This is a genomic window from Corynebacterium suranareeae (assembly GCF_002355155.1).
GTDB lineage: Bacteria > Actinomycetota > Actinomycetes > Mycobacteriales > Mycobacteriaceae > Corynebacterium > Corynebacterium suranareeae.
Genome location: NZ_AP017369.1, coordinates 952,423 through 974,890, shown reverse-complemented (window position 1 = coordinate 974,890; position 22,468 = coordinate 952,423). Strand labels below are relative to the sequence as shown.

Genomic DNA, 22,468 nt, shown 5'->3' with positions numbered 1-22,468 from the left:
AGATGATTGTAACTGTGATGAAATAGAGCAAACGTGTCGATCAAGTTTTGGGGGAAATTTTCGATGACACAGATCGCTCTAGTTAATTCTGCTCAAGTGTTGATCCGCCCGGATTCAGCGATCCAATTCGGCATAGATGCCACTCGCGCTGGCGTACTTGATATCGACCCATCGCATTCTTCGAAGATTGTACCTATCTTGCGGAATTTGCGTACGGCTCGGCCGATCGCTGATGTCATAGCCGATCTCACAAGCGCCGGGCTTGCACCCACCGCGGCCGCGAGTTTGCTTGATGATTTATTGGCATTCGGCGTGCTGCGCGAATCGGCCGGGTCGCAGGTGTTGCTGTTCGGCGACGGTTCGCTTGTCGACGTCACCTCCTTCCTTCTCGAAACCTCCGGCTTTATTCCCCGTCCCCAAATCATCGATGAATCGCCTCGGGAGTTTTTGGAACTTCCTTCAAGCCACATCTTGGTTCTCAACCAACTTGCCAGTTCGCCGCAGTTGGCTCCGCTGTTGAACAAGTACACCCCGACGTATCTGTGTGCATCGATTATTGATAGTCGTGGCATCATCGGTCCGGGCCGCCGAAATAGAATTGGTCCTTGTTTGATGTGTGTGGATTTACATCATTGCGATATCGATCCGCATTGGTTGTCCATTATTAATCAGCAACCCCACGGCCCAACATTTCCCGATCCCGTTACCGAGATGGCTACAGCCGCCAGGCTGGTCGCATGGGTAACCTCCGATACGTGGAGGCCCGGGGTGGTGGAGGAAGTCAATCCACACGATCGGACAAACTCGGTACGCACGTTGCCTGTGCACCCGAGGTGCCCGATGTGTTGGAATCTTAATGCGCGTGCTTAGCCAGGATCTCTAAAACATCATCGCCGTAGTTTTCGATTTTCATTGGTCCCACACCTGGAACGTCGAGGAGTTCGTTTTCGTTGGTGGGGTTCATCTCAGCAAGCGCCATCAGTGTGGCATTGCTAAACACCATGTAGGCGGCTTTGTTTTCTCGCTTCGCTGTGTCGTTGCGCCAGGTGCGTAAAGCTTCGAAGGTCTCTTCATCAGCTTGGATGGGACAACTTCCGCACCGACCGATCGCTTTTTCCGAGGCGCTTGAGAGCACCGATCCGCATACTCTACAGTTTTTGGGTCGGTTGCTTCGTGGGGTGCCAGACTCAGATGCCATATCCACCACGATGCCGTCTAAAAATCGGCTGCGCTTACGGCTTTTGCGTCCACCTTCTTGCCTGGCTAGCGCCCAACTGCAATGGAGGTGTTCGCGAGCACGTGTCACACCGACGTAAAACAGTCTGCGTTCTTCTTCGATCGCTTCATCGCCAGCTTTAATCGCGTGGCTAATGGGCAACGTGGAATCGACAAGACCAACGAGGAACACGGCATCCCATTCAAGTCCTTTCGCTGCGTGCAACGATGCCAAGGTAACGCCTTCAACGGTCGGCGGATGCTTTGCCTCCTGTCTCTCCCTCAGTTTCAGTAGCAGTCCGGTGAGATCAAGGTCGGGTGTGGCTTTGACTAAATCTTTCACCAGATCAACCAATGCGTTAAGGGATTGCCAGCGCTCGCGTTCTTGGGCGCCGCTTGGCTCTTCCGAACTCAATCCCAACGGAACGAGGGTGCGTTGAGTTAGACGCACCAGATCGCTTTCATCAACATCACGCTGGGATGTCCGGATCAGTTGACTCAAGGCTTGTCTAATTTCTGGGCGGGTGAAAAATCCTTCGCCGCCTCTTACTTGATAGACGATCCCGGCGTCGGCAAGCGCTTGTTCAAAAACCGCCGACTGCGCGTTAATGCGGTACAAAACGGCGATCTCTGAGGCCTGGACGCCGTTTTTAAGCAGCGTTAAAATGCGGCCCGCAACTTCGCGGGCTTCGGTGGGTTCGTCGTCGTAAGCCGTAAACTCGGGCTCCGGCCCGGCGATGCGCATGCCCTCTAGCTCCAGGCGCGTGCCTGCCACACGCCCCCGCGCCTGACCGATGACGGTATTGGCCAATCCGGTGACCTGCGGCGTTGAGCGGTAGTCGCGCTGCAGCTTGACGACGGTCGCCTCCGGATATTTACGTGAAAAATTCAACAAATACTCCGGTGTCGCCCCCGTAAACGAATAAATCGTCTGGTTCGCATCACCGACAACGGTGAGATCATCACGATCCCCCAGCCACGCCTCAAGCACCCGCTGCTGCAAAGGTGTGACATCCTGATACTCATCAACCACAAAACTGCGATACTGCTGTCGGAACTCCTCAGCCACCGCCGGCGAATTTTCCAACGCACCTGCGGTATGAAGCAACAGATCGTCGAAATCTAACAACATCCCCTCAGGGGTTGTTTTCATATTTTCGTATCGCTGATACACCTCAGCGACTTTCTCCGCAGGAGCAGGAGGGGTCCGCGTTCCCAAACGATCCGGATACTGCTCCGGCGTGATCAACGAAGCCTTCGCCCACTCAATCTCACCTAAAATATCGCGAACTTTTTCAGTCTGCGACTCCAACCGCGCACCACGCACCGCTCGACCAACCAACTGAAACTTATTATCCAACAATCGCCACGGCAGATTCCCCGCCACCTGCGGCCAAAAATACAACAGCTGCTTTCTTGCCGCCGCGTGGAAAGTTCTCGCCTGCACACCACCAATCCCCATCAGATTCAGGCGATGCCGCATCTCCCCTGCCGCACGAGAAGTAAAAGTGACCGCAAGAACACGATTCGGGCTCACAAAACCCTGATCAATCAAATGCGCAATGCGATAAGTAATCGTCCGAGTTTTACCCGTGCCGGCTCCGGCGAGAATACACACTGGCCCGCGAGGTGCAGAAGCAGCGATGCGTTGATCCTCGTCGAGGTCCTGCAAATTGATCACTGTAAAAAGCTCCCTTAATTTTGTTTCTCTCGTGCCCAAGCATTAATCATGTCGTAGGCAATCGATCCGGGTGGTGCGATCGGAATCTTACGATCAATAATGTCTAGAGGCGAAGCCCAAATCGTCTCCGCCAACTCACCATCAGTTTCCGCTTGGGGCAACTCATCTTCTGTAAAGCCTTTCATCCCCAGCATTAACGATCCAGAAATTGGCCATGGTTGAGACGACACATACGAAATCTCAGATACCCGGCGCGCCGCCTCTTCAAACACTTCCCTAGCAAATGCATCTTCAAGTGACTCACCATGAGAGACGTAACCGGCAATCAGAGAATACCGCTGACGTCTTTGTGCATTCATCCCTAGAAGCAAACGATCTTCCCCTCGAAGTTCCACAATGCCGATGACTGCTGGATCAAGCCGTGGGAATAGTGGTCGACCGCTCGCACCATAGGCAACACTGTGTTCTTTGTACGTTAGTTCGCTGCCATCGAGTGGATCAAAGCGCACCAATTCGCGATTGCGGAGTAAAGAAACGCATGCGTCGACTTCCCGGGAGCTCAGATCACGCGGTGCTGTTGGTGTTCCTAAAGCTTCGATTTCTTTCGCAGTTACGCGCACCGCGCCAAGGTTAGGGGCAACAGATACGACGTCTCCGTGTGCTTCGGGTAAAAAGACGATCGATCCGTTGACTGCTATTTCGTCTTTGGGGCCGATGGGAAGGATCCTCATTTATCATTTACCTCTTCGCTAAATACTCGACGGACATAAAGCAAACGATCGCCGGGCTCGACGGTTTCTGCTTCTGGTGAGTCGATGCGGTAGAGCTCGCCGGATCGCACGACTCCTAGGACAATGTCAGCCAAGTGTCGTGGGTTGGATCCGATTTCGTCTTCGCCGACTGGTCGTTCCGCTACTGAAAAACCTTCATCGGGTGAGAGTAGATCTTCCATCATTTCCACCACTGATGGTGTGACGGTAGCAAGGCCGAGCATGCGTCCTGCCGTTTCGGAGGAAATCACGACTGAATCGGCACCGGATTGTTCCAGAAGGTGTTGGTTTTCAGATTCGCGGACGCTGGCAACGATCATGGCTTGTGGTGCGATTTCGCGCACGGATAGAGTCACCAGAACGGCAGTGTCATCAAGGTTTGGTGCAACAACAACGGCTCGTGCTCGTGAGACTCCTGCTAGACGCAACACATCTGCTTTTGTGGCAGAGCCTTTAACTGTGACGAGTCCGCTGTTGTTGGCAGCATCAAGTGATGCTGGGTCGGTGTCGATGACAACGATTTGGTTGGCGGGGACGCCGTCGGCAAGCAATGCGGCGACCGCGGAGCGCCCTTTGGTGCCATATCCGACAACGACGGTGTGGTTGCGCATGCGTTTTCTCCAACGTTGAATTTGCAGGGCTCGGCGGGATTCTTCGGTGAGGACGGACAAGGTTGTTCCGACGAGAAGGATCAGGAAGCCGATGCGGGCTGGGGTGAGGACGATGATGTTGATCAGGCGTGCTGATTGTGTCACCGGGGTGATATCGCCGTATCCCACTGTGGTTAACGAGACGGTGGAATAGTACATCGCGTCGATGAATGTGAGCTCTTCGGAGTAGCCTTCACGATCGAAATAGACAACGAGGGTGACGATCACCAACAGCACCATCGCATACAGCACGCGCGTTAAGATCAGTGCCCAGGGACTTTTCTTCGCTGCTTGTGGGATGCGGATGATGCTTAAAAGCGCATGATCCGGCAGATCGGCGAGTTCACCGTCGTTTTTTATCCGGCCCATTGTTTCACCGTCCTTTCATTCTTGTTTGATCTTAGGCGCATCATTCCTGACTAAGCAGCCGGGCTAGTTCTTCTTGAGTCGGCAGATCGTTCGGCTCAAAGGTGTGATTGTGCGCAACGTAGTGGAATGCTGCACGCACATCTTCGGGTTGTAGTCCTTTTAGGCGAGCCCAGGCGAGTCGGTAGACGGCGAGCTGGATGATCGCGGCTGACATTTCCGGACCAGTTGGGGTGCGGCCTGTTTTCCAGTCGACAACCATCCAAGTGCCATCGATGTGGAAAACAGCATCCATGCGCCCGCGGATAACGTGTTCGCCGATGGTCACTTCGAAGGGATGCTCGACGTATTCCGGGGTGCGGTTTTCCCATTCGGATCCTAAAAACGCATCGCGAAGGTCAATGAATGCGTCGTCGGAGTAGTCTTCGTCAATGCCGGGAAGTTCGGTTTCGTCTAAAAGCGCGGTGTGCCCGAAGTGATCTTCCAACCATTGGTGAAACAGCGTTCCACGTTTTGCATAGGTATTTGGCTTAAAGGGCACGGGGCGGCGCATCCGGCGAGCGAACTGCTCTGGATTATTTTTCATAGAGACGAGATCGGTGGCGGTAAGCTCACGGGAGATTTCGACGTCCAAAATGGGGTTGGAAAGGCGGCGGTGTTCGTCGATAAGCGCGCTTACCTCTCTTTCCCACAAGCTTTCCAGCCCGCCCTCGTGGCTTGGCTCCGGCAGTGGGCCGCGCACCAGATCCGCACCAGAGCGGTCTGCGGGGCGAAGTTGCGGGAAGATGCCTTCCGCAGGTTTTTGCTTTTCGACGTCTCCCTCCTCCCCATCCCACCACGCCACCACGGACTCTGGTGCTTTCTCCCGCAGAATCTCTAAGTGGCCATACGGCTGTTTTGCTTTAGTGCCACTTTCATCAAACGCGGATCCTGTCACCATCAACACCCGCTCGCTGCGAGTAATGCCGACATAAAACAGCCGAGAGTTCTCCTCCCGCAACCCCTCCCGCACCTCATTGGTGTATTCCTTGCCGGCGTCTTCTAGAGATTTGCGATCGTCCGCCTCAGACGTATCCAACTCCGGTGCGCCAGTACCGGCATCACCGCGAAGGGACGACGGAATCATCGTGACATTTTTCAACCACGTCGAAGCCTTGGCATCATACGTCGACGCATCCGCATGCAACACCGACACGATGTCCCACTCCAAACCCTTCGCTTTGTGGACGGTGAGGATTTGTACGCGATCGCTACGAACCGTCACCTCGCCCGGCTCAAGGCCTTCTTCTTGATCTTTCGCCAACTCAAAATAATCCAGCAATTCAGGCAGCCCAATGCCACCATGACTTGCGACCTCTTCCGCGAACTTATCCAAATGGACAGTTCCAGCAGCACCATCATCATGAGGATTTTGCCTCGACAACACCTCAGTGCGGATATTAAACACCGTTTCAATATCGGCGAAAATATCCGCCACCGAACGACCCAAACTGTATTTACGCAAATAACGCAACTGTCCGGCGAGACGCTTCAATCGCAGCAGACCTTCTTCACTGAAACGATCGCCCTCACCTAAATCAGACACCGCATCGGCTAAACCGACAACAGACTCCGGTTCAATTGCAGTCGCTTCTTCAATCACTGCCTCCAACTCAAGCAGCGGATCCGGGTTCTTGTCCCTACGCTCTCTCGTTACTCGGCCCGCAATATTTCGCGCACGAGCCTGCAACCGCTTCAGATCCGCCACACCCAAACCAACATGCGGCCCAGCCAAGATGCGCAGTGCTGCCCTATTATCTTGAGGACGAACGAGCATGGTTGCTAGAGAAATCAGATCGGCAATCTCAGGAATATCCAACAACCCAGACAAACCAACGATCTCCACTGGGATGCCTCGCCTTGTCAGTTCCTCTGCCATCGGAGCCGAATGGCGTTTCTTACGCACCAACACCGCAGCAGTAAACGCACCTTTTTCCTCACGCGCATTCCAATGCTTTTCCAACTCATCGGCAACAAAGTTTCGCTCATCAATCGCGGTACCGAACCATCCCAACGACACCTCACCTTTCGGAGCTCCCTCCCGAGACTGAAGTGGTTGAACGGTCCGAGTCGGCGCATCGGGCGACCCAAGTACTTCGCGTGAAACAGCATTAGCGAGAGTGAGTACCTCAGGTGGGTTTCGCCAACTGGTAGTCAATTCATTTTTGGGTGCTTTCGTTTTCCCATCGAGATGGATAACCGGGAAATCATCGACGAAGTTCTCCAAGTTCGCCGCTGTTGCACCGCGCCATCCATAAATCGCTTGCATTGGATCGCCAACAGCATTAACTGTCAGGCCCGGATCAGTGCCACCGAAAAGACTACTCAGCAACACTCGCTGGGAATGGCTGGTGTCTTGATATTCATCGAGCATGACAACACGAAAACGTCGCCTTTGTGAATATCCCACCTGCGGATGCGTCGATGCGAGTTTCGCTGCCTTTGACATCTGCTCACCGAAAGTCACCACTGCTTGATTGTGTAGTTCCTCTTTCAGTGCTTTAACTAAAGGCAGATACTGGAGGCGAGCGATCTGGGTATCTCGCCACTTCGTCATCTCCGCATTAAGGTTGTCGCGTTGGCCTTTACCTTTGGGGAGTTCGTCGAAAAGCTTAATGAACGGATCGGATTCATCGCGGATATCTTCCGCCGTGACCATGTGGTTGTCCATTTCAGAGACCAATTTCAGCAAATAGTCCGTGACCGTTGCAGGTGTCTGAGTAGCGGTGAGTTCGCCGTCGTAGTTATTTACCACGGTGCGAGCGATGTGATAAAGCTCCGTTTGGGTGATCAACCGAGCAGACGGCTCCACAGGGAGCAGCAATCCGTATTCTCTGATCAACGTTCCCGCATAGGAGTCATAGGTGGACACAGTTGGGGTGATCGCTTGGAGATTTTTTTCCAACCGACCTGTGGGATCAATATCTTTCAACCGTGGCACACCGGCAAGAGTTTCCAGGCGTTGACGAATACGCTGCGACAGTTGCTGCGCAGCCTTCCTAGTAAAGGTCAAACCCAACACTTGGTCAGGGGCGACGTATCCGTTGGCTACCAACCACACCACTCGAGCAGCCATCGTTTCAGTTTTACCCGCACCAGCACCAGCTACCACCAACAGTGGGCCGGGTTCTGATCCAATGATTGCCGATTGCTGATCAGTTGGCGCGTGCTCTTGACCTAAATATTGAGACAGGAGTCGGGGAGAAATCTTAGGCATGGATCAAACGTCCTTCGGGTTGAACTGGGCACAGGCTTCGCACGGGACACGTCGAACAGGTGGGGTTTACTCGAGCCAACAAATTAGGACCACGGAGTTGATCCGCCAAACCAGGAAGCATCGCGGCGAACTCGTCAAGATCTTCCTGAGTTTTCGGATCTTGCATTCGTTGCCCGACCGCCTTGGTGTCGGTGGCTGGGTAGACAAGCAATCCGCCGCCTACAGGTTCCGGCGTCTCACCGGGATTTGGATCGCTGATTTTCAACCCACCCGTTTTATCTTCATTCAAAACACCTTTTGACAACGCCAACTGATACGCAAAAAGCTGCGGGTGATCTGCCATGTCTTTAACAGCGATCTGAGTTTTGCCGGTTTTGAAATCGACAACCACCAACTCGCCAGATTTGTTTCTTTCCAAACGATCCATGCGCCCACGAATTGACACAGTTTCATCAATTGTCACCGATACATCCATTTCCGTTCCCACTTCCTCGAAATCGGCGCGAGAAGTCTGCAGCCAGGTGTGGGTGCGTGAGAGGATGCGTCGAAAAGCAATTTCGGTGCTATCGCGTGACCAGCCCGGCACATTCGCCAGCTGTATGAAGGCACCGGTGACCTTCTCTTCGGCGATCGCCGGATCGACGCCACCGGCAACCGCCTCCGCATACGCGTGCACCAGTGTGCCCTTGAGCATCGCGATCGGTGTTTCCTCCTCACTATCCAACCGATCCAACTCAGCGCGCAGCGGACAATGCAGCACCTGCTCAATGCGAGACGGCGACAAAGAAACTTGACCTTTAGACAACTCCTCCTCAGTCGACGGAGTACGCAGATTCGTCCACTCAGCAGGATCCGCCCCCGGAATCCCGGCCTCCGCCAAACGCGACAACTGCCGAGCCGCCTGCTTCCGATGCGTACTTCGCGGATCGTTAACCTCACGGCGTAACTCAGCCACCATCGCAGGAATTGACAACAACCGATGCCCAATTTCTTCCGGCTCAGCGATCGCCGATGGTACTTCGCCCTCGAGAGAAACGATCGGTTGCCTCAGCAACTCCAAAAACCGGGAGGGCTCTTGAACTTCATCGGAGTCGGGAGAATTTACTGCGGTTACCAACAGCGATTCGGTAGCGCGTGTCGTTGCCAGATAAAACAGTCGGCGTTCCTCAGCAAGTCGCTCTGCTGATCGGGAAATGATGATATCGGGTTCGATGCCTTCATCAACCAGATCAACAAATTCTTCCTGACCAAGCAGCGTGCCCGTTTCCCCCAGCGACGGCCAACTTCCCTCCTGCACACCCGCCACGATGACGCGTTTCCATTCGCGCCCCGTCGTCGCGTGTGCGGTAAGCACTTCGACGGCCTCCGGGATCGCACCCCGGCGCTCACGCATACCGGTGGGCAGCTCTTGCTCGGAGATGTGGTGGATGAAACTCCGCACGCCCGCTGATGGGTAGCGCTCCACGTAGTCGCCGGCGGCGTCGAAAAGCGCCATCATCGCATCCAAATCGCGATCGGCTTGGGACCCCGATGCGCCGCCTCGGAGGCTGATTGCGGAAAGCGAGTTCGACAGATCGGTCGCCGACCACAGCGCCCACAGCACTTCCTCGATGCTGCCGCGATCGGCAAGCGCTTGCCGGCCGGCCTCGAGCACCGAACGCACCCGCTCGAGCAAATTCAGCTCGCGTTCCGTCAAATAATCAAGCATCTGCTCATCTGAGTCTTCGAGAAGGCCTTTGAGAACCTCGATCGCTCGCCTCTGCCCACCCATCTTCATTTCCGCTTGCCGCAGTCCGCGCAGCAGGCGTCGTAGAGTCACCGGATCGGCGCCCCCGATCGGCCCTAGGAGTAGATCTTCAAGCTCGATGGGATTCAGCGATTCCGTTAGTGCGCGTAGCCCTAGAATCATTGCGGCGACGATGCGTTGTTCGGAAAGCACCACATCCGTCGGGCTGATGTGAACTGGCACGCCTGCAGCGAGCAAAGTGCGCCTAATCGGCGCGATCATGCCGGCCGAACGCACAATCACCGCGATTTCCGACCAGCTACGCCCATCAATCAGATGCGCGCGCCGCACCGTATCAGCAATCAGGTCCGCATGCGCCGACTCGGTTTCAGCCACGACAACGCTTTTCGACGCCTCCCTCCTCCCTTCCAACACCACCTCATGGTCCACTTCCAATTTGTTAAGAAAATCCGGATTCGCACCACGAAACCTAAACACCGACTGCTGCGGATCGCCTGCCACCACAGCCAACTCCGCATGAGGAATAAACCGCGACACTAATTCAGCGGACTTCGGATCCAAATGCTGCGCATCGTCGATAAACACACCGCGATACTTCACCGACGGTTCAGGACCAGCCAACGCTTCCGTCACCAACTCCGAGGCCGACAAACTATGCGATCCCGAAAGCCTCATCACCTGTTTGTACTCACGCAGAAACTCACCCGCTGCGATCCAATTCACCCGCTCATACTGCTCGCCTAAGGCAACCAACTCATCCGGGCCGACACCTCGTTCAACCGCGCGCAACAAGAAATCACGCAACTGCCTAGCAAACCCCACCATGCGCAAACCCTCACGCTGCTCCGGCGGCCACCCACCTCGACCATCATCAGCCTGACCTCGCAACAACTCACGAATAACCGCATCCTGCTCAGCACCGGTAATCAAACGAATCTCATCATCGGCCACATCACGAATCAATGCAAAAGCCACTGAGTGCACCGATCGCACGAGAGGGCCTTCCGACACATAATCCATTCGGCTTACGAACTCAGAGATCTCTTGCCTCAAGCGACTAGCCGCCTCTTTCGACGTTGCCACCACCAACATCGACGACGGCTCCCAGCCTTGGCGGATGCGTTCAATGACAGTATCAACAACAGCAGAGCTCACCCCCGAACCTGCTTCACCGGTCACACGCCACAGCCCGGTGCCCTCGTGGACCAAATGCGAAACTTCGCCCTCCCACGAACGAGAGCGAAGTTTAGAAGTTGGCTTAACTAACCGAACTTGTGGATCCGATGGAATGGGTGGTTTATATTCCGACATACCTCAAATCTTGTCAGAAACATACGACACGAGTGTCGATTCCACCCTGTTTAGGTTCGAAATAATATTCGGATCGTTGTTCTCAGAAAATTCCTGCACGTTTCGACGGAACAAAAACGCCCTCAAAACCAACTGATCAATATCTGGAAGATGCGAAAACCTCCGCAAGATTCCCTCATCCACCGCTCCCAGAAGCAAACCATCAACAATCACCAGCGCCGCTGTAAAACCATGCGGGCGCAACACCGGAACCAAATCGGTCACAGCTGGCGGTTGAGTTCCCGCATACAGCGTGGTAGCCAACATATCGGCATGACCCACTTGATTCACACGATTGATTGGTTGCAACAACTCCCCGATGCGACCAGGTTGATCTTCCCACGCCTGCACATCGGCACGATGAAACACATTGTCCACAGGTTCTGGTGCATGCGCATCGACCAACGCATCCGCCAACCTCAGCGCCGCCACCACGGTTTCATCGACCCTTTTGCTAATCGTTCCCGTAGAGAACACCGATGCGCGCCATCCGGCGACTACAAAACGACCGTCGGTGGAGCGGATCGGGCGAACGACTCGCACGCCTTCCGGTTTGAGGGTTTCTCGGGTTTTCGATGACCATCCGGTGACTTCTGGTGCCATCGCTTTGGCAAACACAGTATTGCCCACGCGGAATCCGTAGTCCCAGGCTTGACCGAGTTGTTCGGCAGGGCCTGCCCCTACTCGAAAGGCATCGCGAACGTGATCGGGAAGTTGATTAGACATTATTCTCCTAAAATCCGCGAGGATACGGCCATGGGTTGAATTCGCAGGTGGCATCGTCGTCGGGATAGACCTCGTTCGGATCGATGCGGAACAGTTCTGAATTATTCAGACTGAGTGTTTGTTGCATCATGATCGGAGCTAGCTCGCCGGGCGCAGTACACGCATCGTGTGCGGCGTAACCAAGTCCGTGCCCTACCTCGTGATTGATCAAGTATTGCCGATATGAGCCCAAGTCGCCTTTGAAAGGCGAAGCACCACGGATCCATCGCGATTCGTTGATCATTACGCGGCCACCATCCGAATAAAAGCAGCTGGTTTCCATCTCAATGTCGTGGCCACACAATTCGTGTGTGGTGTTCAACGAGGTCAGCTGAATACGCAGATCTGGGTTCTCATCACCAGAGACGTGTTGGAAGGCGTAGGCGGGATCGGCGGTCCAACCTTTCGGGTCGGACAATGTGGCGTCAACTGCTGCAACGAAGGCATCGTCGCCGCCATAGGGTGCGGTATTCACACCATCTTCAATTTCAATAACGTACGTAAATGTGCGCTCTTGTCCCTCACCGACGCGCGGGAGGGGTGCGCCGACCTGGCGGTATGTGCCTGCACCATTTTCGGTGTAGGCACCGCCAGGCGGCAGTTCCGTCAGCGGAACGCTTTGCGGTTCGGCCTGAGCGGGGTCGGGGCCTGCGCGGAGGGAGGAGGTGGGCGTCGAAAAGCTTGTCGACGCTTCCCCACTCGCACCTGAAGCCGGCTGATCGGCGGAAAACACGTCGAAAAGCACCCAGACAGTAATGACTGTCAACACCGGGATGGCATACGCACGCCAACCATAATCCCGCGCAAAGCGGACCAAAAACGGTTCCTTGGACGACACTGACCTAAAAACCCCTATACGCCAGCGAAGCCGACGGTACGAGGAGAGTTGGTGCCGACCTCAACATATGCGATTCGGCTATTGCGAATAATGTAGCGGCGACCTTTTTCATCGCTCAAATCTAAAACTCCAGAGTCGTTAGCCAAAGCCTCAGACACCTTCGCTGCTGCCTCATCCTGCTCCAAAGCAGAAGAAATAACCAGCTCACGGGCAGTATCGGCGAATCCGATCTTAATATCCATGCTTCTCCTAAAAGAATCGTTGTATTGGAATGACCCTATTGTAACCGTGCAACGATAGTATCTAAGATGTGTCTTCTGAAAGCCCCAGACCTACGTTCACTGAGCTCGGCGTCGCAGTTGAAATCACCGACGCACTCGAAGCCCTCGGCATCACCCGAACTTTCGCGATCCAGGAGTACACACTTCCCATCGCGCTCGACGGCCACGACTTCATCGGACAAGCCCGCACCGGCATGGGCAAAACCTACGGATTCGGCGTGCCACTCCTTGACCGAGTCTTCGACTCCGCCGACATCCCCGAAATCGACGGCACACCACGCGCCCTCGTGATCGTGCCCACCCGCGAACTCGCAGTCCAAGTCGGCGACGACCTCCAACGCGCAGCCACCAACCTGCCGCTGAAAATCTTCACCTTCTACGGCGGAACGCCCTACGAAGAACAGATCGATGCACTCAAAGTCGGCGTCGATGTGGTCGTTGGCACACCAGGCAGGCTCCTAGACCTGCACAAACGAGGCGCACTAACCCTAGACAACATCGCGATCCTCGTCCTCGACGAAGCCGACGAAATGCTCGACCTGGGCTTCCTACCAGACATCGAAAAAATACTGCACGCGATTGAACAGCCACACCAAACAATGCTGTTCTCAGCAACAATGCCCGGCGCGATCCTCACCCTCGCCCGCAGCTTCCTCAACAAACCAGTGCACATCCGAGCCGAAACCGCCGACTCCGCTGCAACCCACAAAACCACCCGACAAGTGGTATTTCTGGCACACCGAATGGACAAGGAAGCCATCACTGCAAAAATCCTCCAAGCGAAAGACCGCGGCAAAACAATCATCTTTGCCCGCACCAAACGCACCGCAGCTCAAGTCGCAGAAGACTTAGCCTCCAGAGGATTCACCGTCGGATCAGTGCACGGCGACATGGGCCAACCAGCCCGCGAAAAATCACTCAACGCCTTCCGCAGTGGAAAAATAGACATCCTTGTAGCCACAGATGTAGCCGCCCGAGGCATCGACGTTGATGACGTCACCCACGTCATCAACTACCAAACCCCCGACGATCCCATGACCTACGTACATCGTATCGGACGCACGGGACGCGCGGGGCACAACGGAACAGCCATCACCCTCGTTGGCTACGACGAAACCCTCAAATGGACCGTCATCGACAGTGAACTAGAACTCGGCCAACCAAACCCACCCCAATGGTTCTCCACATCACCAGAACTACTTGAAGCACTAGACATACCCGAAGGCGCCACCGAACGCGTAGGCCCTCCCACAAAAGTTCTCGGCGGAACAACACCCCGACCACGCCGCACCAGAAAATAACCCTCATGTCAGCAAAGCTTCCACCACTCAAAAGAACAAAAAATGACCTCATCGCCACCGGCGTCATCACCGCACTCGCAGTAATCGGCGCCGGAACCGTATGGGCCACAGCACCAATCCGAGGAACCGAACTCACCCCTGCGACAGAACCTTTCATAGCCTCCGCAGCGCTAGACACCATCCCGGAACAACTCACCGAACAATGGCGCGTCACCGACACCTCCACAAACCACAAACCACAAATCACCGGAGGAGTCCTCTCCACCGCTGACGGAAACACCATAAACACCTACACACCCGACGGATCCCTCCTCTGGAGCTATGAACGCAACAAAGAACTATGCGCACTCTCCGTCGGGTTCGACGCCACCATAGCCACCTACAAAACCGGAGTCGGATGCGGAGAGACAACCGCCATCAACGCCAACGATGGAACATACAAAGCAACCCGCAGCGCCATTTCCAGCGACAAAGTAGCACCGATCGTTTCGAATGACCGGATCGGTGTTCTCAGTACAGAACGTCTCGAATTATGGCGATCAGATCTTGTGCGCACAATCGAATACGGCGATGTGGAAGCTCCCCAAGAATCTGGTCAGCAACCACACGCAGAATGCTCCATTACCTCCGCCATGACCCGCAAAGCCCTCTTAGCAGTAACAGAAACATGCCCAGACGGCTCTGCCTATTTACGGTTCATGGACACTACGCCGGAGGACTCACGCTCCCCAGAAATCAACCAAGCCATAAAAATAACCGATGGCCATATCGTGGCGATCGGTCAATCAGCTGCAGCTATCTACACTAACGATCCCACGCCTCGCATCGTGTCGTACAACGATTCCGGCGAACAGGTCGGAGATCAGGCCGTCGAGGTTTCAGAGATTCCAGATCCGCCGTATCAAAACTCAACAGCGGATCTGCCACACCATATGAGTTGGTTCAACGGTACAAGCCTCATATTGTTTTCCCCCACGCAACTTAATGTGCGACAAACGTTCGACGATGCACTAGGCACTGGCATTGCCCTAAACGGAAGCTTGCTCTATCCAACTGCTGACGGAATTGCTGTAGCTAATTGGGACACCGGCGAGGTACTTCGCACCATTCCTGTGGACCGTGGTGGCTTCGGCGGTGAAGTTTCGCTCGGCGTTGTGGGGCAGGCAATCGTCGAAAAGCGTGGTTCTGAGATCGTTGCTCTTGGTTAGAACTCTTCGTTCGCCCAGAGCACCGCGCGCTTATTGAACAGCGCGCCCAAAACGAAAATCGCTGAGATGCCAGTGATGATCGCCCAGGAAAGGCGACCTTCAATAAACATGTAGTACGCCGCCGGTAACAAAATAATGTTCAGCATGACTACGGCACCTCGACCCCAGCGATGCCCGCGCATCATGTTGATGGCGCCAGCGATCACGGTTCCGAAAACGATAATGAAAAACGCTGCGGTTCCATACCCAACCCAAGTATTGGCACCGTCGGCCTCATAGACGATGCTTGGATCCGTTTCGCCCGTAGCTTCCCTATAGATGAGGAAAAAGGCGTAAACGAGCCCAATGGTGGATTGAATGAGGGCGACGATACCGCCCCAGCGAATTGATGCAGGCATGTGTGGAGAAGTCACGGGCATGATTCTAGCTGTTAACTTTGGGAAGACTACTTAAGCAATATTGCAGATGACAGATTGGTGAACTTTTCCATTGCGCCAGGTGACAATACTTTCCGGCGAAAGTTTTTGAGAGATTTGACACATGATAGGAAAGTAATCTTCTACCCGATTTCAAGAAACTACAGGTAGTTAGGTTTTTATTACGCCTCAAATGGCAACGAAATGTGTTCCACCCCACAAGATTTCACCTCAAGCCCGTCAATTTTCACCTTGAATATGTGAATTACCTCACAAAAGGGGGTCTAGGTCTAGCCAACAGCGGGTGCACATGAGACTATTTTCAAGTACCAAAAAGAACTCAAGAAAAACTAGTTCTTAACACCGGTGCAGCGCAAGATGAACCCAAGGTAAATAACAGGACGTATAGAACGTCCCTATTTGTCGATCGCGGTTGTGAAATCCACTCTCCAGACCACTTAAATGGTCTCATTTTTTGCGCGCCCGAACAGTGACAACAAGCTTTAACGAAAAGGAGTTATCGAAATGGATTGGCGCCACGAGGCAATCTGCCGTGAAGAGGATCCCGAACTGTTCTTCCCAGTCGGCAACTCCGGACCAGCTCTTGCACAGATTGCATCTGCAAAGATGGTCTGCAACCGCTGCCCAGTTACCTCCCAGTGCCTTGCATGGGCCCTGGAAACTGGTCAGGACGCTGGTGTATGGGGTGGCATGAGCGAAGACGAGCGTCGTGCTCTCAAGCGTCGCAAGAACCGCGGTCGCGGACGTGCACGCATCGCTGTTTAAGCAATTTTTAAAACTACATTTTTAACCGCTGCGTAACCTCATCTTTGTTCCGCTGATGAGCACCCGCTAAAGTATCTACAGTTGATCAACATTTGGATTATAAGGAGGACTCATGAGCAAGCGAGGACGCAAGCGTAAGGATCGTCGCAAGAAGGGCGCGAACCACGGACGTCGCCCTAACTCTTAAAAAGAGTTGACCGCCAGGAAGAAAATTTTCTTCCTGGCGGTTTTTCTATTCCTGATGGTATTCAACTCGTATTCGGTACGAAATACGCTGGCGAAGTTCTACGGGTGCAGATTCGCAGCAGCATTTGCGTAGCAGATTCCGAAATTCCGATTCGGCTTCTAGGAGCTGTAGGCATTTGGGACATCCTGCGGCGTGGATTCTGAGGCGTTCACAGGCGGCTTCGCTTAGTTGATCGTCGAGTAGCTGATGCATTTCCTCGAAGAATTCAGGGCAGCCACAATCGCCTTTCGAGTCGCTGCGGTTGAGATTCGTCATCGTTATGCCTCCGAATTTTTCTTCATGTCGGGATGTTCAAGACCAATGCCTTGTTCCTTCGCTACTTCCTTTAACATTCCTCGAAGCTGTTTTCTTCCACGATGGAGTCGTGACATTACAGTTCCGAGTGGAACATCCATGATCTCGGCGATTTCTTTGTATGCGAGATCTTCTACATCGGCATAATAAACCACCATTCGGTATTCCGGGCTGAGTTGGTTCATTGCCTCACCGATTTGCCCATCTGGAAGGTTTTTCAATGCCTCCACTTCCGCGGATTCCAACCCGGTTGAGGTGTGCGACTGCGACTCAACGAGCTGGTAATCCGTGATCTCATCAGCTGAGGTTTGCGATGGTTGCCGCTGCTTTTTTCGGTACATGTTGATGTACGTGTTCGTCATGATCCGATAGAGCCAAGCCTTCAGGTTAGTGCCAGGCTTGAAGCTTGCGAACGCTTGATATGCCTTGATGTAGGTGTCTTGCACCAGATCTTCCGCATCTGCGGGATTTCTGGTCATGCGCAAAGCACCGCCATAAAGCTGGTCAAGGAGTGGCAGTGCCTCCTCTTCAAAGCGGGCAGCCAACGCGTCTCCATCGACTGTGCCGGTTCGGTTTTCAGCCATGTGGCCCCTTTCGAAAATGCGTGTTGACTATTCTACTTCGGATGCAAACCTGACCTTTCGGGGGTAGCTATAAATCCGCTTGAGCTGTTATTTAAACCTTACGCTACCCCCGCGTGTCCACCTCATAGTTTAGAACATATGTACCACTTCAATTTTTAGGAGAAACAATGTTCTACTTCACTGTTAACAACCCGAACGATCCAATCAGCGCTGAAATTGTTGAAACTAATCGGCGTGACCTAGCCTTTTGGCACCGTATGCGACCCGACGATGATGCTGATTTAGCCACATCAATCAACAAAATATGCACCCGAACAGGCCTTCCTCGCAAACTAATAGCCGCTTGCCTGTTTAGTGTCTGTTTCCTGCCCTGCTTACCGAACTTTCACAGACTCGTCGAAAAGCTCGGACATCTCGACATGGCGCGCATAAACGCTATCACTAAGGCTGGCGGCAAAGTGCCCATCGAAAAAAGAGAGCTTTTCGACGCCTACCTCGTCGATTACCTGACACCCCGAGCGGAGGCTCAGTGCTTGCCTCAGGCAAGCTCCATCGCTGCGATGATGCGGAAATTCATAGCCCAGCACTGCCCGGATGACAGCGCAGCCTCAGCGTCCGAGGAAGGAACGATCCGCTACCGCAGAAATAAAAAAGGTGGAGTCAGCATCACCATTGATTCCACAGCAGCCGAAGGGGTCGAGATTAAAGCTGCCCTTGAACAAATGTCAAAAGATAAAAAGTGCACACCCGGCACCTCCTTGCTCAAAATCATCCGCGGACTGCCAACCAAGGTGGTTTTGAATACTTACGGCTCCAAGGACAAACCCGAATATCTAGAGGGCGGCGTGTGGCTTTCCAAGGAGCAGTCAGAATTCTGGAAGACTCGCACCACCTCTGGCCACGATATGGATGCTGCACACTTTGCCTACACTGACGCCTACGCTCCGACCAAGGAGATGCGCATCTACATTAAGGGGCTACACAGAACATGTAGCGTCCCAGGTTGTTGTGTAGCGGTTGAAAACTGCCAACTTGACCACATTATCCCTTGGGGTAAAGGTGGACCGACAACTCCATGGAATATTCACCCCTTGTGCGTATTCCACCACATCCAAAAAACAGAAGAGCGGCTAAAGTGCTATCCACTCCCCGATGGCACCGTCCTATTCCTCATCGACGGCATTCCGGTTGTATCTATTCCTGATGGCCCCTTGTCAAGATCAAATAAAACGTGGGGCACAAAATTCGGCGATTACATGGAGCGCAAAATCGCAGCTTAAGCCAGCAACCCTTCGTGGTCATTACGAACATTACCTACCTCTGAAGACACCTCTCGAATACTCAAGTGCTTCACCCACTCTTGAGAAACCGGATGCAACAATCCCGAAGCCTCCTCAACAGAGCCAAACAACCACGCGTCAATTTCATCGTGCTCTAAAAACCGAGGCAACCGATTATGCAGCCAAGCAATTGGTTCGACAGATTCAGTAGTCACCATCGTTGCCGAAACCTGATTCAACCCTGTTGACCACAACCCTGCAGCCCACATAATTTCATCACCAAGTGAAACGAAATGAGGTTTCTTATCGTGCCATTCGTAATAGCCATCCATAGGAATTAGGCACCGCTGCTGTTTAAACGCATCACGAAACGACGGCTTCTCCGCCACTGTTTCACCGCGAGCATTAAAAAGTGGAGGTCCTGAATCATCCTTCTTCCAATGTGGAAACAATCCCCACCGGGCTGGTTCCAAGATCATCTCGTCTCCGGGGCGAACGATCGGGATTATCTGAGTCGGCGCAAGATTGTAACGTGGACCCGGCGTCCCTTGCGGTGCGACAACGGATCTTCCGACCACAGCTTCAGCCGCTTCAATAAGAGAATCACCGGTGGTGAACAAAACGAATCTTCCACACATAACATCTATTATGGTCTTTGTGTCTGATTCGTCTACATCTTTGCCCATTTGGGATGCTCCGCGCGCTCGCGGCCCCATAGTCTCGGACCTGGCTATCCCCGGTTCCAAGTCAATCACTAACCGTGCCCTGATCCTGGCTGCACTTGCATCGACTCCATCGACAATCATTGATGTTTTGCGCAGTCGTGATACGGACCTCATGACCGAAGGTCTGCGAAGCCTCGGAATCTCCATTACTGAAGAAGCTGTCGATCGTTACCATGTTGAGCCGGGACAACTGTCTGCTGGTTCCGTGGAATGTGGCCTTGCAGGAACAGTGATGCGATTCCTGCCTCCTGTTGCAGCCTTTGCTGACGGCCCTGTTCATTTCGATGGTGACCCTCAAGCCCGTGTTCGTCCCATGACAAGCATCCTGGACGCACTGCGCTCACTGGGGGTAGATGTGGATAACAACAGCTTGCCTTTTACGGTTAATGCTGGTGAGACTCCCGAGGGTGGCGTCGTGGAAATCGATGCTTCGGGTTCGTCTCAGTTTGTTTCCGGTCTTTTACTTTCAGCACCACGCTTTAAAAACGGTGTGACTGTTAAGCACGTAGGAGGTCGGCTTCCGAGCATGCCGCATATCGAAATGACTATTGACATGCTCCGCAGTGCCGGCATTGAAATCGAAGTATCTGAGAACCAATGGGTTGTTCATCCAGGAGAAATCCTGGGGCGGACGTGGCGCATCGAACCAGATCTTTCAAATGCGACCCCATTCCTAGCTGCTGCCGCCGTTACTCGCGGTACCGTTAGGATCAACCACTGGCCGATTAAGACTACTCAGCCAGGTGACGCGATTCGCACCATCCTCGAGCGTATGGGCTGCGAAGTTGAGTTGATTGCTCGTGGTGATAGCTATGATTTGTCAGTGACGGGCCCAGCGACGCTTAAGGGGATTGAGATCGATATGTCTGATATCGGCGAGCTCACACCCACTGTCGCTGCACTTGCTGCATTGGCGTCTTCTGAGTCTCGGTTAACGGGTATTGCGCACTTGCGGGGGCATGAGACTGATCGTTTGGCTGCACTCACTGCAGAGATCAATAAGCTTGGCGGAAAGTGCACCGAGCTTGCTGATGGTCTTCTGATTGAGCCTGCCACGCTCCATGGTGGTGTATGGCATTCTTACGCGGATCATCGAATGGCTACTGCCGGCGCAATTATTGGTCTTGCTGTTGATGGGGTCCAGGTAGAAGACATTCAAACTACTTCGAAGACGTTCCCTGGTTTTGAGAGTGTTTGGGAGGAGATGGTTGGCTAGACGCAGCTATGACGAATCCGATGTTCGTGTTCGCCCAGGTAAAGGTACGCGGCCTCGTACGAAAGATCGACCTTCACACGAGAATGCTCTAGTAGGCATGGTTGTGACTAAGGATCGCGGGCGTTGGGGTGTTGTTCTCGATGGTCGTAAAGATGCCATTGTGACGATGCGTGCTCGCGAATTGGGCCGTACCGCAATTGAGGTGGGTGACCGTGTCGGAGTCGTCGGCGATACGTCGGGCCGTCCAGGATCTTTAGCGCGTATTGTCCGCTTGGAGGAGCGCACGAGTGTGTTGCGTCGAACTGCGGATGACACAGATCCATTTGAGCGGATTGTGGTGGCGAATGCTGATCAGTTGTTGATTGTTTCAGCTGTCGCCGATCCGCCGCCTCGGGCGGGTTTTGTGGAGCGTGCTCTGATTGCTGCTTTTGTGGGGAATTTGCAGCCGGTTTTGTGTTTGACGAAGTCGGATTTGGCGGATCCTTCTGAGTTTGCTGCGGAGTTTGAGGCGTTGGAAGTTCCGGTTGTTGTGTGTGGTGTGGATGATCCTTTGGAGCCTGTTTTGGAGGTCGTGGAGGGTCATATTACGGCGCTGATTGGGCATTCTGGTGTGGGTAAGTCGACGTTGGTGAATCGTTTGGTGCCGGATGCCGATCGTGAGACTGGTGTGGTCTCTGGGGTTGGTAAGGGTCGGCATACGTCGACTCAGTCGGTTGCTCTCGCCATCGATAATGGGTGGATTATCGATACGCCGGGTATTCGTTCGTTTGGTTTAGCGCATGTTGATGCGGACACGGTGGTTGGCGTGTTTGATGATTTGGCGTTGGCTGCGGAGGATTGTCCTCGTGGGTGTTCGCATTTGGGGCCTCCGGCGGATCCGGGTTGTGCGTTGGATCGGCTGGAGGGTGCGAGTGCGCGCCGTGTTGAGGCGGTGCGTGCGTTGCTCGTTGCGTTGAGGAGCAACGACGCGTGGGATATGTGAGTTAGAGGAGTTCGACTAGGAACGGGAGCTCTTCTGGGTCGTACCAGGCCATGAAGTTGTCTTGGGCGTCTCCGACGGTGAGTTCGGCGTCTTCGTCGCCGAGGTCGGATTCGTCGATGACTTCGATGGCTTTTTTGGTGTCGGCTTCGGAGGCTTCGACGTCGATGTGGATGGCTGCGACGTCAACGAGGTTGATGTGCGCGGGGTTGAGTTTGACTACGGATTCGCCGTTTTCGGGTTGGTAGGTCACGTTAGCGTCGTTGACGTCTACTGAGACGACGACTCTGCGGTATGGGAATGTTTCTTCATCGCCGATTGCTAGTAGTCGGATGGAGGCTTCTGCGGCGTCTTGGAAGGCTGCGTGTGCGATTTCTTCTTCGTCGCCGTCGGTGTAGAAGTCAAGGAGTGCTGGGGTGACTGCGAAGCCGTATCCGGAGCGTGCGGTGATGACGTGTGATTCGTTGAGTCCGCGGAGTGTGGAGAACGTTGCTGGGATGTAGACGCGCAAGA

At 53.9% G+C, this 22,468-nt stretch carries 21 protein-coding genes; 8 read left to right on the top strand and 13 right to left on the bottom strand.

Annotation, left to right across the window (positions count from 1 at the left end):
* Nucleotides 1-63 precede the first annotated feature (63 nt).
* Nucleotides 64-870: a hypothetical protein gene (locus N24_RS04635; RefSeq protein WP_096459733.1), complete on the top strand. Its 807-nt coding sequence runs from the start codon at nt 64-66 to the stop codon at nt 868-870.
* On the opposite strand, the gene N24_RS04630 is transcribed toward N24_RS04635, so the two are convergent.
* From N24_RS04630 to N24_RS04595, 8 genes are read right to left on the bottom strand one after another with little or no spacing between them, the layout of a single operon-like run.
* Nucleotides 854-2,896, bottom strand: a complete 2,043-nt coding sequence (locus N24_RS04630) for an ATP-dependent DNA helicase UvrD2 (RefSeq protein WP_096454759.1) — start codon at nt 2,894-2,896, stop codon at nt 854-856. The two genes, N24_RS04635 and N24_RS04630, sit on opposite strands and share 17 nt — an antisense overlap.
* A gap of 14 nt (nt 2,897-2,910) precedes the next feature.
* Nucleotides 2,911-3,627 (bottom strand): NUDIX domain-containing protein, encoded by a 717-nt coding sequence (locus N24_RS04625; protein WP_096454757.1) that lies wholly within the window; start codon nt 3,625-3,627, stop codon nt 2,911-2,913.
* The gene (locus tag N24_RS04620) at nt 3,624-4,685 is read right to left on the bottom strand and encodes a potassium channel family protein (protein WP_096454755.1); all 1,062 of its coding nucleotides are present in this window, start codon (nt 4,683-4,685) and stop codon (nt 3,624-3,626) included. Before N24_RS04620 ends, N24_RS04625 begins: the two co-directional genes overlap by 4 nt.
* A 40-nt stretch (nt 4,686-4,725) precedes the next feature.
* Nucleotides 4,726-7,938 carry an ATP-dependent helicase gene (locus N24_RS04615; protein WP_096454753.1) on the bottom strand — a complete coding sequence of 1,071 codons (3,213 nt, stop codon included), beginning with the start codon at nt 7,936-7,938 and terminating at the stop codon, nt 4,726-4,728.
* Nucleotides 7,931-10,996, bottom strand: coding sequence for an ATP-dependent helicase (locus N24_RS04610; RefSeq protein ID WP_096454751.1), 3,066 nt, complete (start codon nt 10,994-10,996; stop codon nt 7,931-7,933). The genes N24_RS04615 and N24_RS04610 overlap by 8 nt, the downstream gene beginning before the upstream one ends.
* Before the next feature lie 3 nt (nt 10,997-10,999).
* Nucleotides 11,000-11,761, bottom strand: coding sequence for a TIGR02569 family protein (locus N24_RS04605; protein ID WP_096454749.1), 762 nt, complete (start codon nt 11,759-11,761; stop codon nt 11,000-11,002).
* Nucleotides 11,762-11,768: 7 nt separating this feature from the next.
* Nucleotides 11,769-12,638, bottom strand: a complete 870-nt coding sequence (locus N24_RS04600) for a DUF3152 domain-containing protein (protein ID WP_096454747.1) — start codon at nt 12,636-12,638, stop codon at nt 11,769-11,771.
* A 14-nt stretch (nt 12,639-12,652) separates the two neighbouring features.
* A complete protein-coding gene (locus N24_RS04595; RefSeq protein ID WP_096454745.1) occupies nt 12,653-12,880 on the bottom strand; it encodes a DUF3107 domain-containing protein in 228 nt (75 codons plus the stop codon).
* 68 nt (nt 12,881-12,948) lie between these two features.
* Here N24_RS04595 and N24_RS04590 point away from each other — a divergent pair, with 68 nt between their 5' ends.
* Nucleotides 12,949-14,220 (top strand): DEAD/DEAH box helicase, encoded by a 1,272-nt coding sequence (locus tag N24_RS04590; RefSeq protein ID WP_096454743.1) that lies wholly within the window; start codon nt 12,949-12,951, stop codon nt 14,218-14,220.
* Between the two features lie 5 nt (nt 14,221-14,225).
* Nucleotides 14,226-15,428, top strand: a complete 1,203-nt coding sequence (locus N24_RS04585; protein WP_096454741.1) for an Rv3212 family protein — start codon at nt 14,226-14,228, stop codon at nt 15,426-15,428.
* On the opposite strand, the gene N24_RS04580 is transcribed toward N24_RS04585, so the two are convergent.
* A complete protein-coding gene (locus N24_RS04580) occupies nt 15,425-15,847 on the bottom strand; it encodes a hypothetical protein (RefSeq protein ID WP_096454739.1) in 423 nt (140 codons plus the stop codon). The two genes, N24_RS04585 and N24_RS04580, sit on opposite strands and share 4 nt — an antisense overlap.
* A gap of 522 nt (nt 15,848-16,369) precedes the next feature.
* On the opposite strand from N24_RS04580, the gene whcE reads away from it, so the two are divergent.
* Nucleotides 16,370-16,630 carry a WhiB family transcriptional regulator WhcE gene (gene whcE / locus N24_RS04575; RefSeq protein WP_003858159.1) on the top strand — a complete coding sequence of 87 codons (261 nt, stop codon included), beginning with the start codon at nt 16,370-16,372 and terminating at the stop codon, nt 16,628-16,630.
* Between the two features lie 112 nt (nt 16,631-16,742).
* Nucleotides 16,743-16,817, top strand: a complete 75-nt coding sequence (locus tag N24_RS16695; protein WP_020948532.1) for a 50S ribosomal protein bL37 — start codon at nt 16,743-16,745, stop codon at nt 16,815-16,817.
* Between the two features lie 45 nt (nt 16,818-16,862).
* Here N24_RS16695 and rsrA read toward each other — a convergent pair whose 3' ends face one another.
* Nucleotides 16,863-17,132, bottom strand: coding sequence for a mycothiol system anti-sigma-R factor (rsrA, locus tag N24_RS04570; protein WP_096454737.1), 270 nt, complete (start codon nt 17,130-17,132; stop codon nt 16,863-16,865).
* Nucleotides 17,133-17,134: 2 nt separating this feature from the next.
* Complete coding sequence (locus N24_RS04565; protein WP_096454735.1) at nt 17,135-17,755, bottom strand: sigma-70 family RNA polymerase sigma factor; 621 nt, start codon at nt 17,753-17,755, stop codon at nt 17,135-17,137.
* 419 nt (nt 17,756-18,174) lie between these two features.
* Between N24_RS04565 and N24_RS04560 the strand changes: the two genes are divergently transcribed.
* Entirely contained in the window at nt 18,175-19,035 is an 861-nt protein-coding gene (locus tag N24_RS04560) for an HNH endonuclease signature motif containing protein (protein ID WP_231910873.1), read from the top strand.
* On the opposite strand, the gene N24_RS04555 is transcribed toward N24_RS04560, so the two are convergent.
* Complete coding sequence (locus N24_RS04555) at nt 19,032-19,673, bottom strand: SOS response-associated peptidase (protein ID WP_096454731.1); 642 nt, start codon at nt 19,671-19,673, stop codon at nt 19,032-19,034. The two genes, N24_RS04560 and N24_RS04555, sit on opposite strands and share 4 nt — an antisense overlap.
* 10 nt (nt 19,674-19,683) lie before the next feature.
* Here N24_RS04555 and aroA point away from each other — a divergent pair, with 10 nt between their 5' ends.
* Both aroA and rsgA read left to right on the top strand, forming a co-directional pair.
* On the top strand, nt 19,684-20,976 hold the full coding sequence (gene aroA / locus N24_RS04550) for a 3-phosphoshikimate 1-carboxyvinyltransferase (RefSeq protein ID WP_096454729.1): 1,293 nt from the start codon (nt 19,684-19,686) through the stop codon (nt 20,974-20,976).
* Entirely contained in the window at nt 20,969-21,958 is a 990-nt protein-coding gene (rsgA, locus tag N24_RS04545; protein ID WP_167382029.1) for a ribosome small subunit-dependent GTPase A, read from the top strand. The genes aroA and rsgA overlap by 8 nt, the downstream gene beginning before the upstream one ends.
* 1 nt (nt 21,959) lies before the next feature.
* On the opposite strand, the gene N24_RS04540 is transcribed toward rsgA, so the two are convergent.
* Nucleotides 21,960-22,466 (bottom strand): DUF6912 family protein, encoded by a 507-nt coding sequence (locus tag N24_RS04540; protein WP_096454725.1) that lies wholly within the window; start codon nt 22,464-22,466, stop codon nt 21,960-21,962.
* Nucleotides 22,467-22,468: the final 2 nt, after the last annotated feature.

Excerpts from the sequence above, each read along its gene's own strand:
- N24_RS04615 (WP_096454753.1), bottom strand. The coding sequence starts at position 7,938 with ATGCCTAAGATTTCTCCCCGACTCCTGTCTCAATATTTAGGTCAAGAG.
- aroA (WP_096454729.1), top strand. The coding sequence starts at position 19,684 with ATGGTCTTTGTGTCTGATTCGTCTACATCTTTGCCCATTTGGGATGCT.
- N24_RS04610 (WP_096454751.1), bottom strand. The coding sequence starts at position 10,996 with ATGTCGGAATATAAACCACCCATTCCATCGGATCCACAAGTTCGGTTA.
- N24_RS04595 (WP_096454745.1), bottom strand. The coding sequence starts at position 12,880 with ATGGATATTAAGATCGGATTCGCCGATACTGCCCGTGAGCTGGTTATT.
- whcE (WP_003858159.1), top strand. The coding sequence starts at position 16,370 with ATGGATTGGCGCCACGAGGCAATCTGCCGTGAAGAGGATCCCGAACTG.
- N24_RS04585 (WP_096454741.1), top strand. The coding sequence starts at position 14,226 with ATGTCAGCAAAGCTTCCACCACTCAAAAGAACAAAAAATGACCTCATC.
- N24_RS04565 (WP_096454735.1), bottom strand. The coding sequence starts at position 17,755 with ATGGCTGAAAACCGAACCGGCACAGTCGATGGAGACGCGTTGGCTGCC.
- N24_RS04580 (WP_096454739.1), bottom strand. The coding sequence starts at position 15,847 with ATGCCCGTGACTTCTCCACACATGCCTGCATCAATTCGCTGGGGCGGT.
- N24_RS04605 (WP_096454749.1), bottom strand. The coding sequence starts at position 11,761 with ATGTCTAATCAACTTCCCGATCACGTTCGCGATGCCTTTCGAGTAGGG.
- N24_RS04620 (WP_096454755.1), bottom strand. The coding sequence starts at position 4,685 with ATGGGCCGGATAAAAAACGACGGTGAACTCGCCGATCTGCCGGATCAT.
- N24_RS04560 (WP_231910873.1), top strand. The coding sequence starts at position 18,175 with ATGGCGCGCATAAACGCTATCACTAAGGCTGGCGGCAAAGTGCCCATC.
- rsrA (WP_096454737.1), bottom strand. The coding sequence starts at position 17,132 with ATGACGAATCTCAACCGCAGCGACTCGAAAGGCGATTGTGGCTGCCCT.
- N24_RS04625 (WP_096454757.1), bottom strand. The coding sequence starts at position 3,627 with ATGAGGATCCTTCCCATCGGCCCCAAAGACGAAATAGCAGTCAACGGA.
- N24_RS04635 (WP_096459733.1), top strand. The coding sequence starts at position 64 with ATGACACAGATCGCTCTAGTTAATTCTGCTCAAGTGTTGATCCGCCCG.
- N24_RS04555 (WP_096454731.1), bottom strand. The coding sequence starts at position 19,673 with ATGTGTGGAAGATTCGTTTTGTTCACCACCGGTGATTCTCTTATTGAA.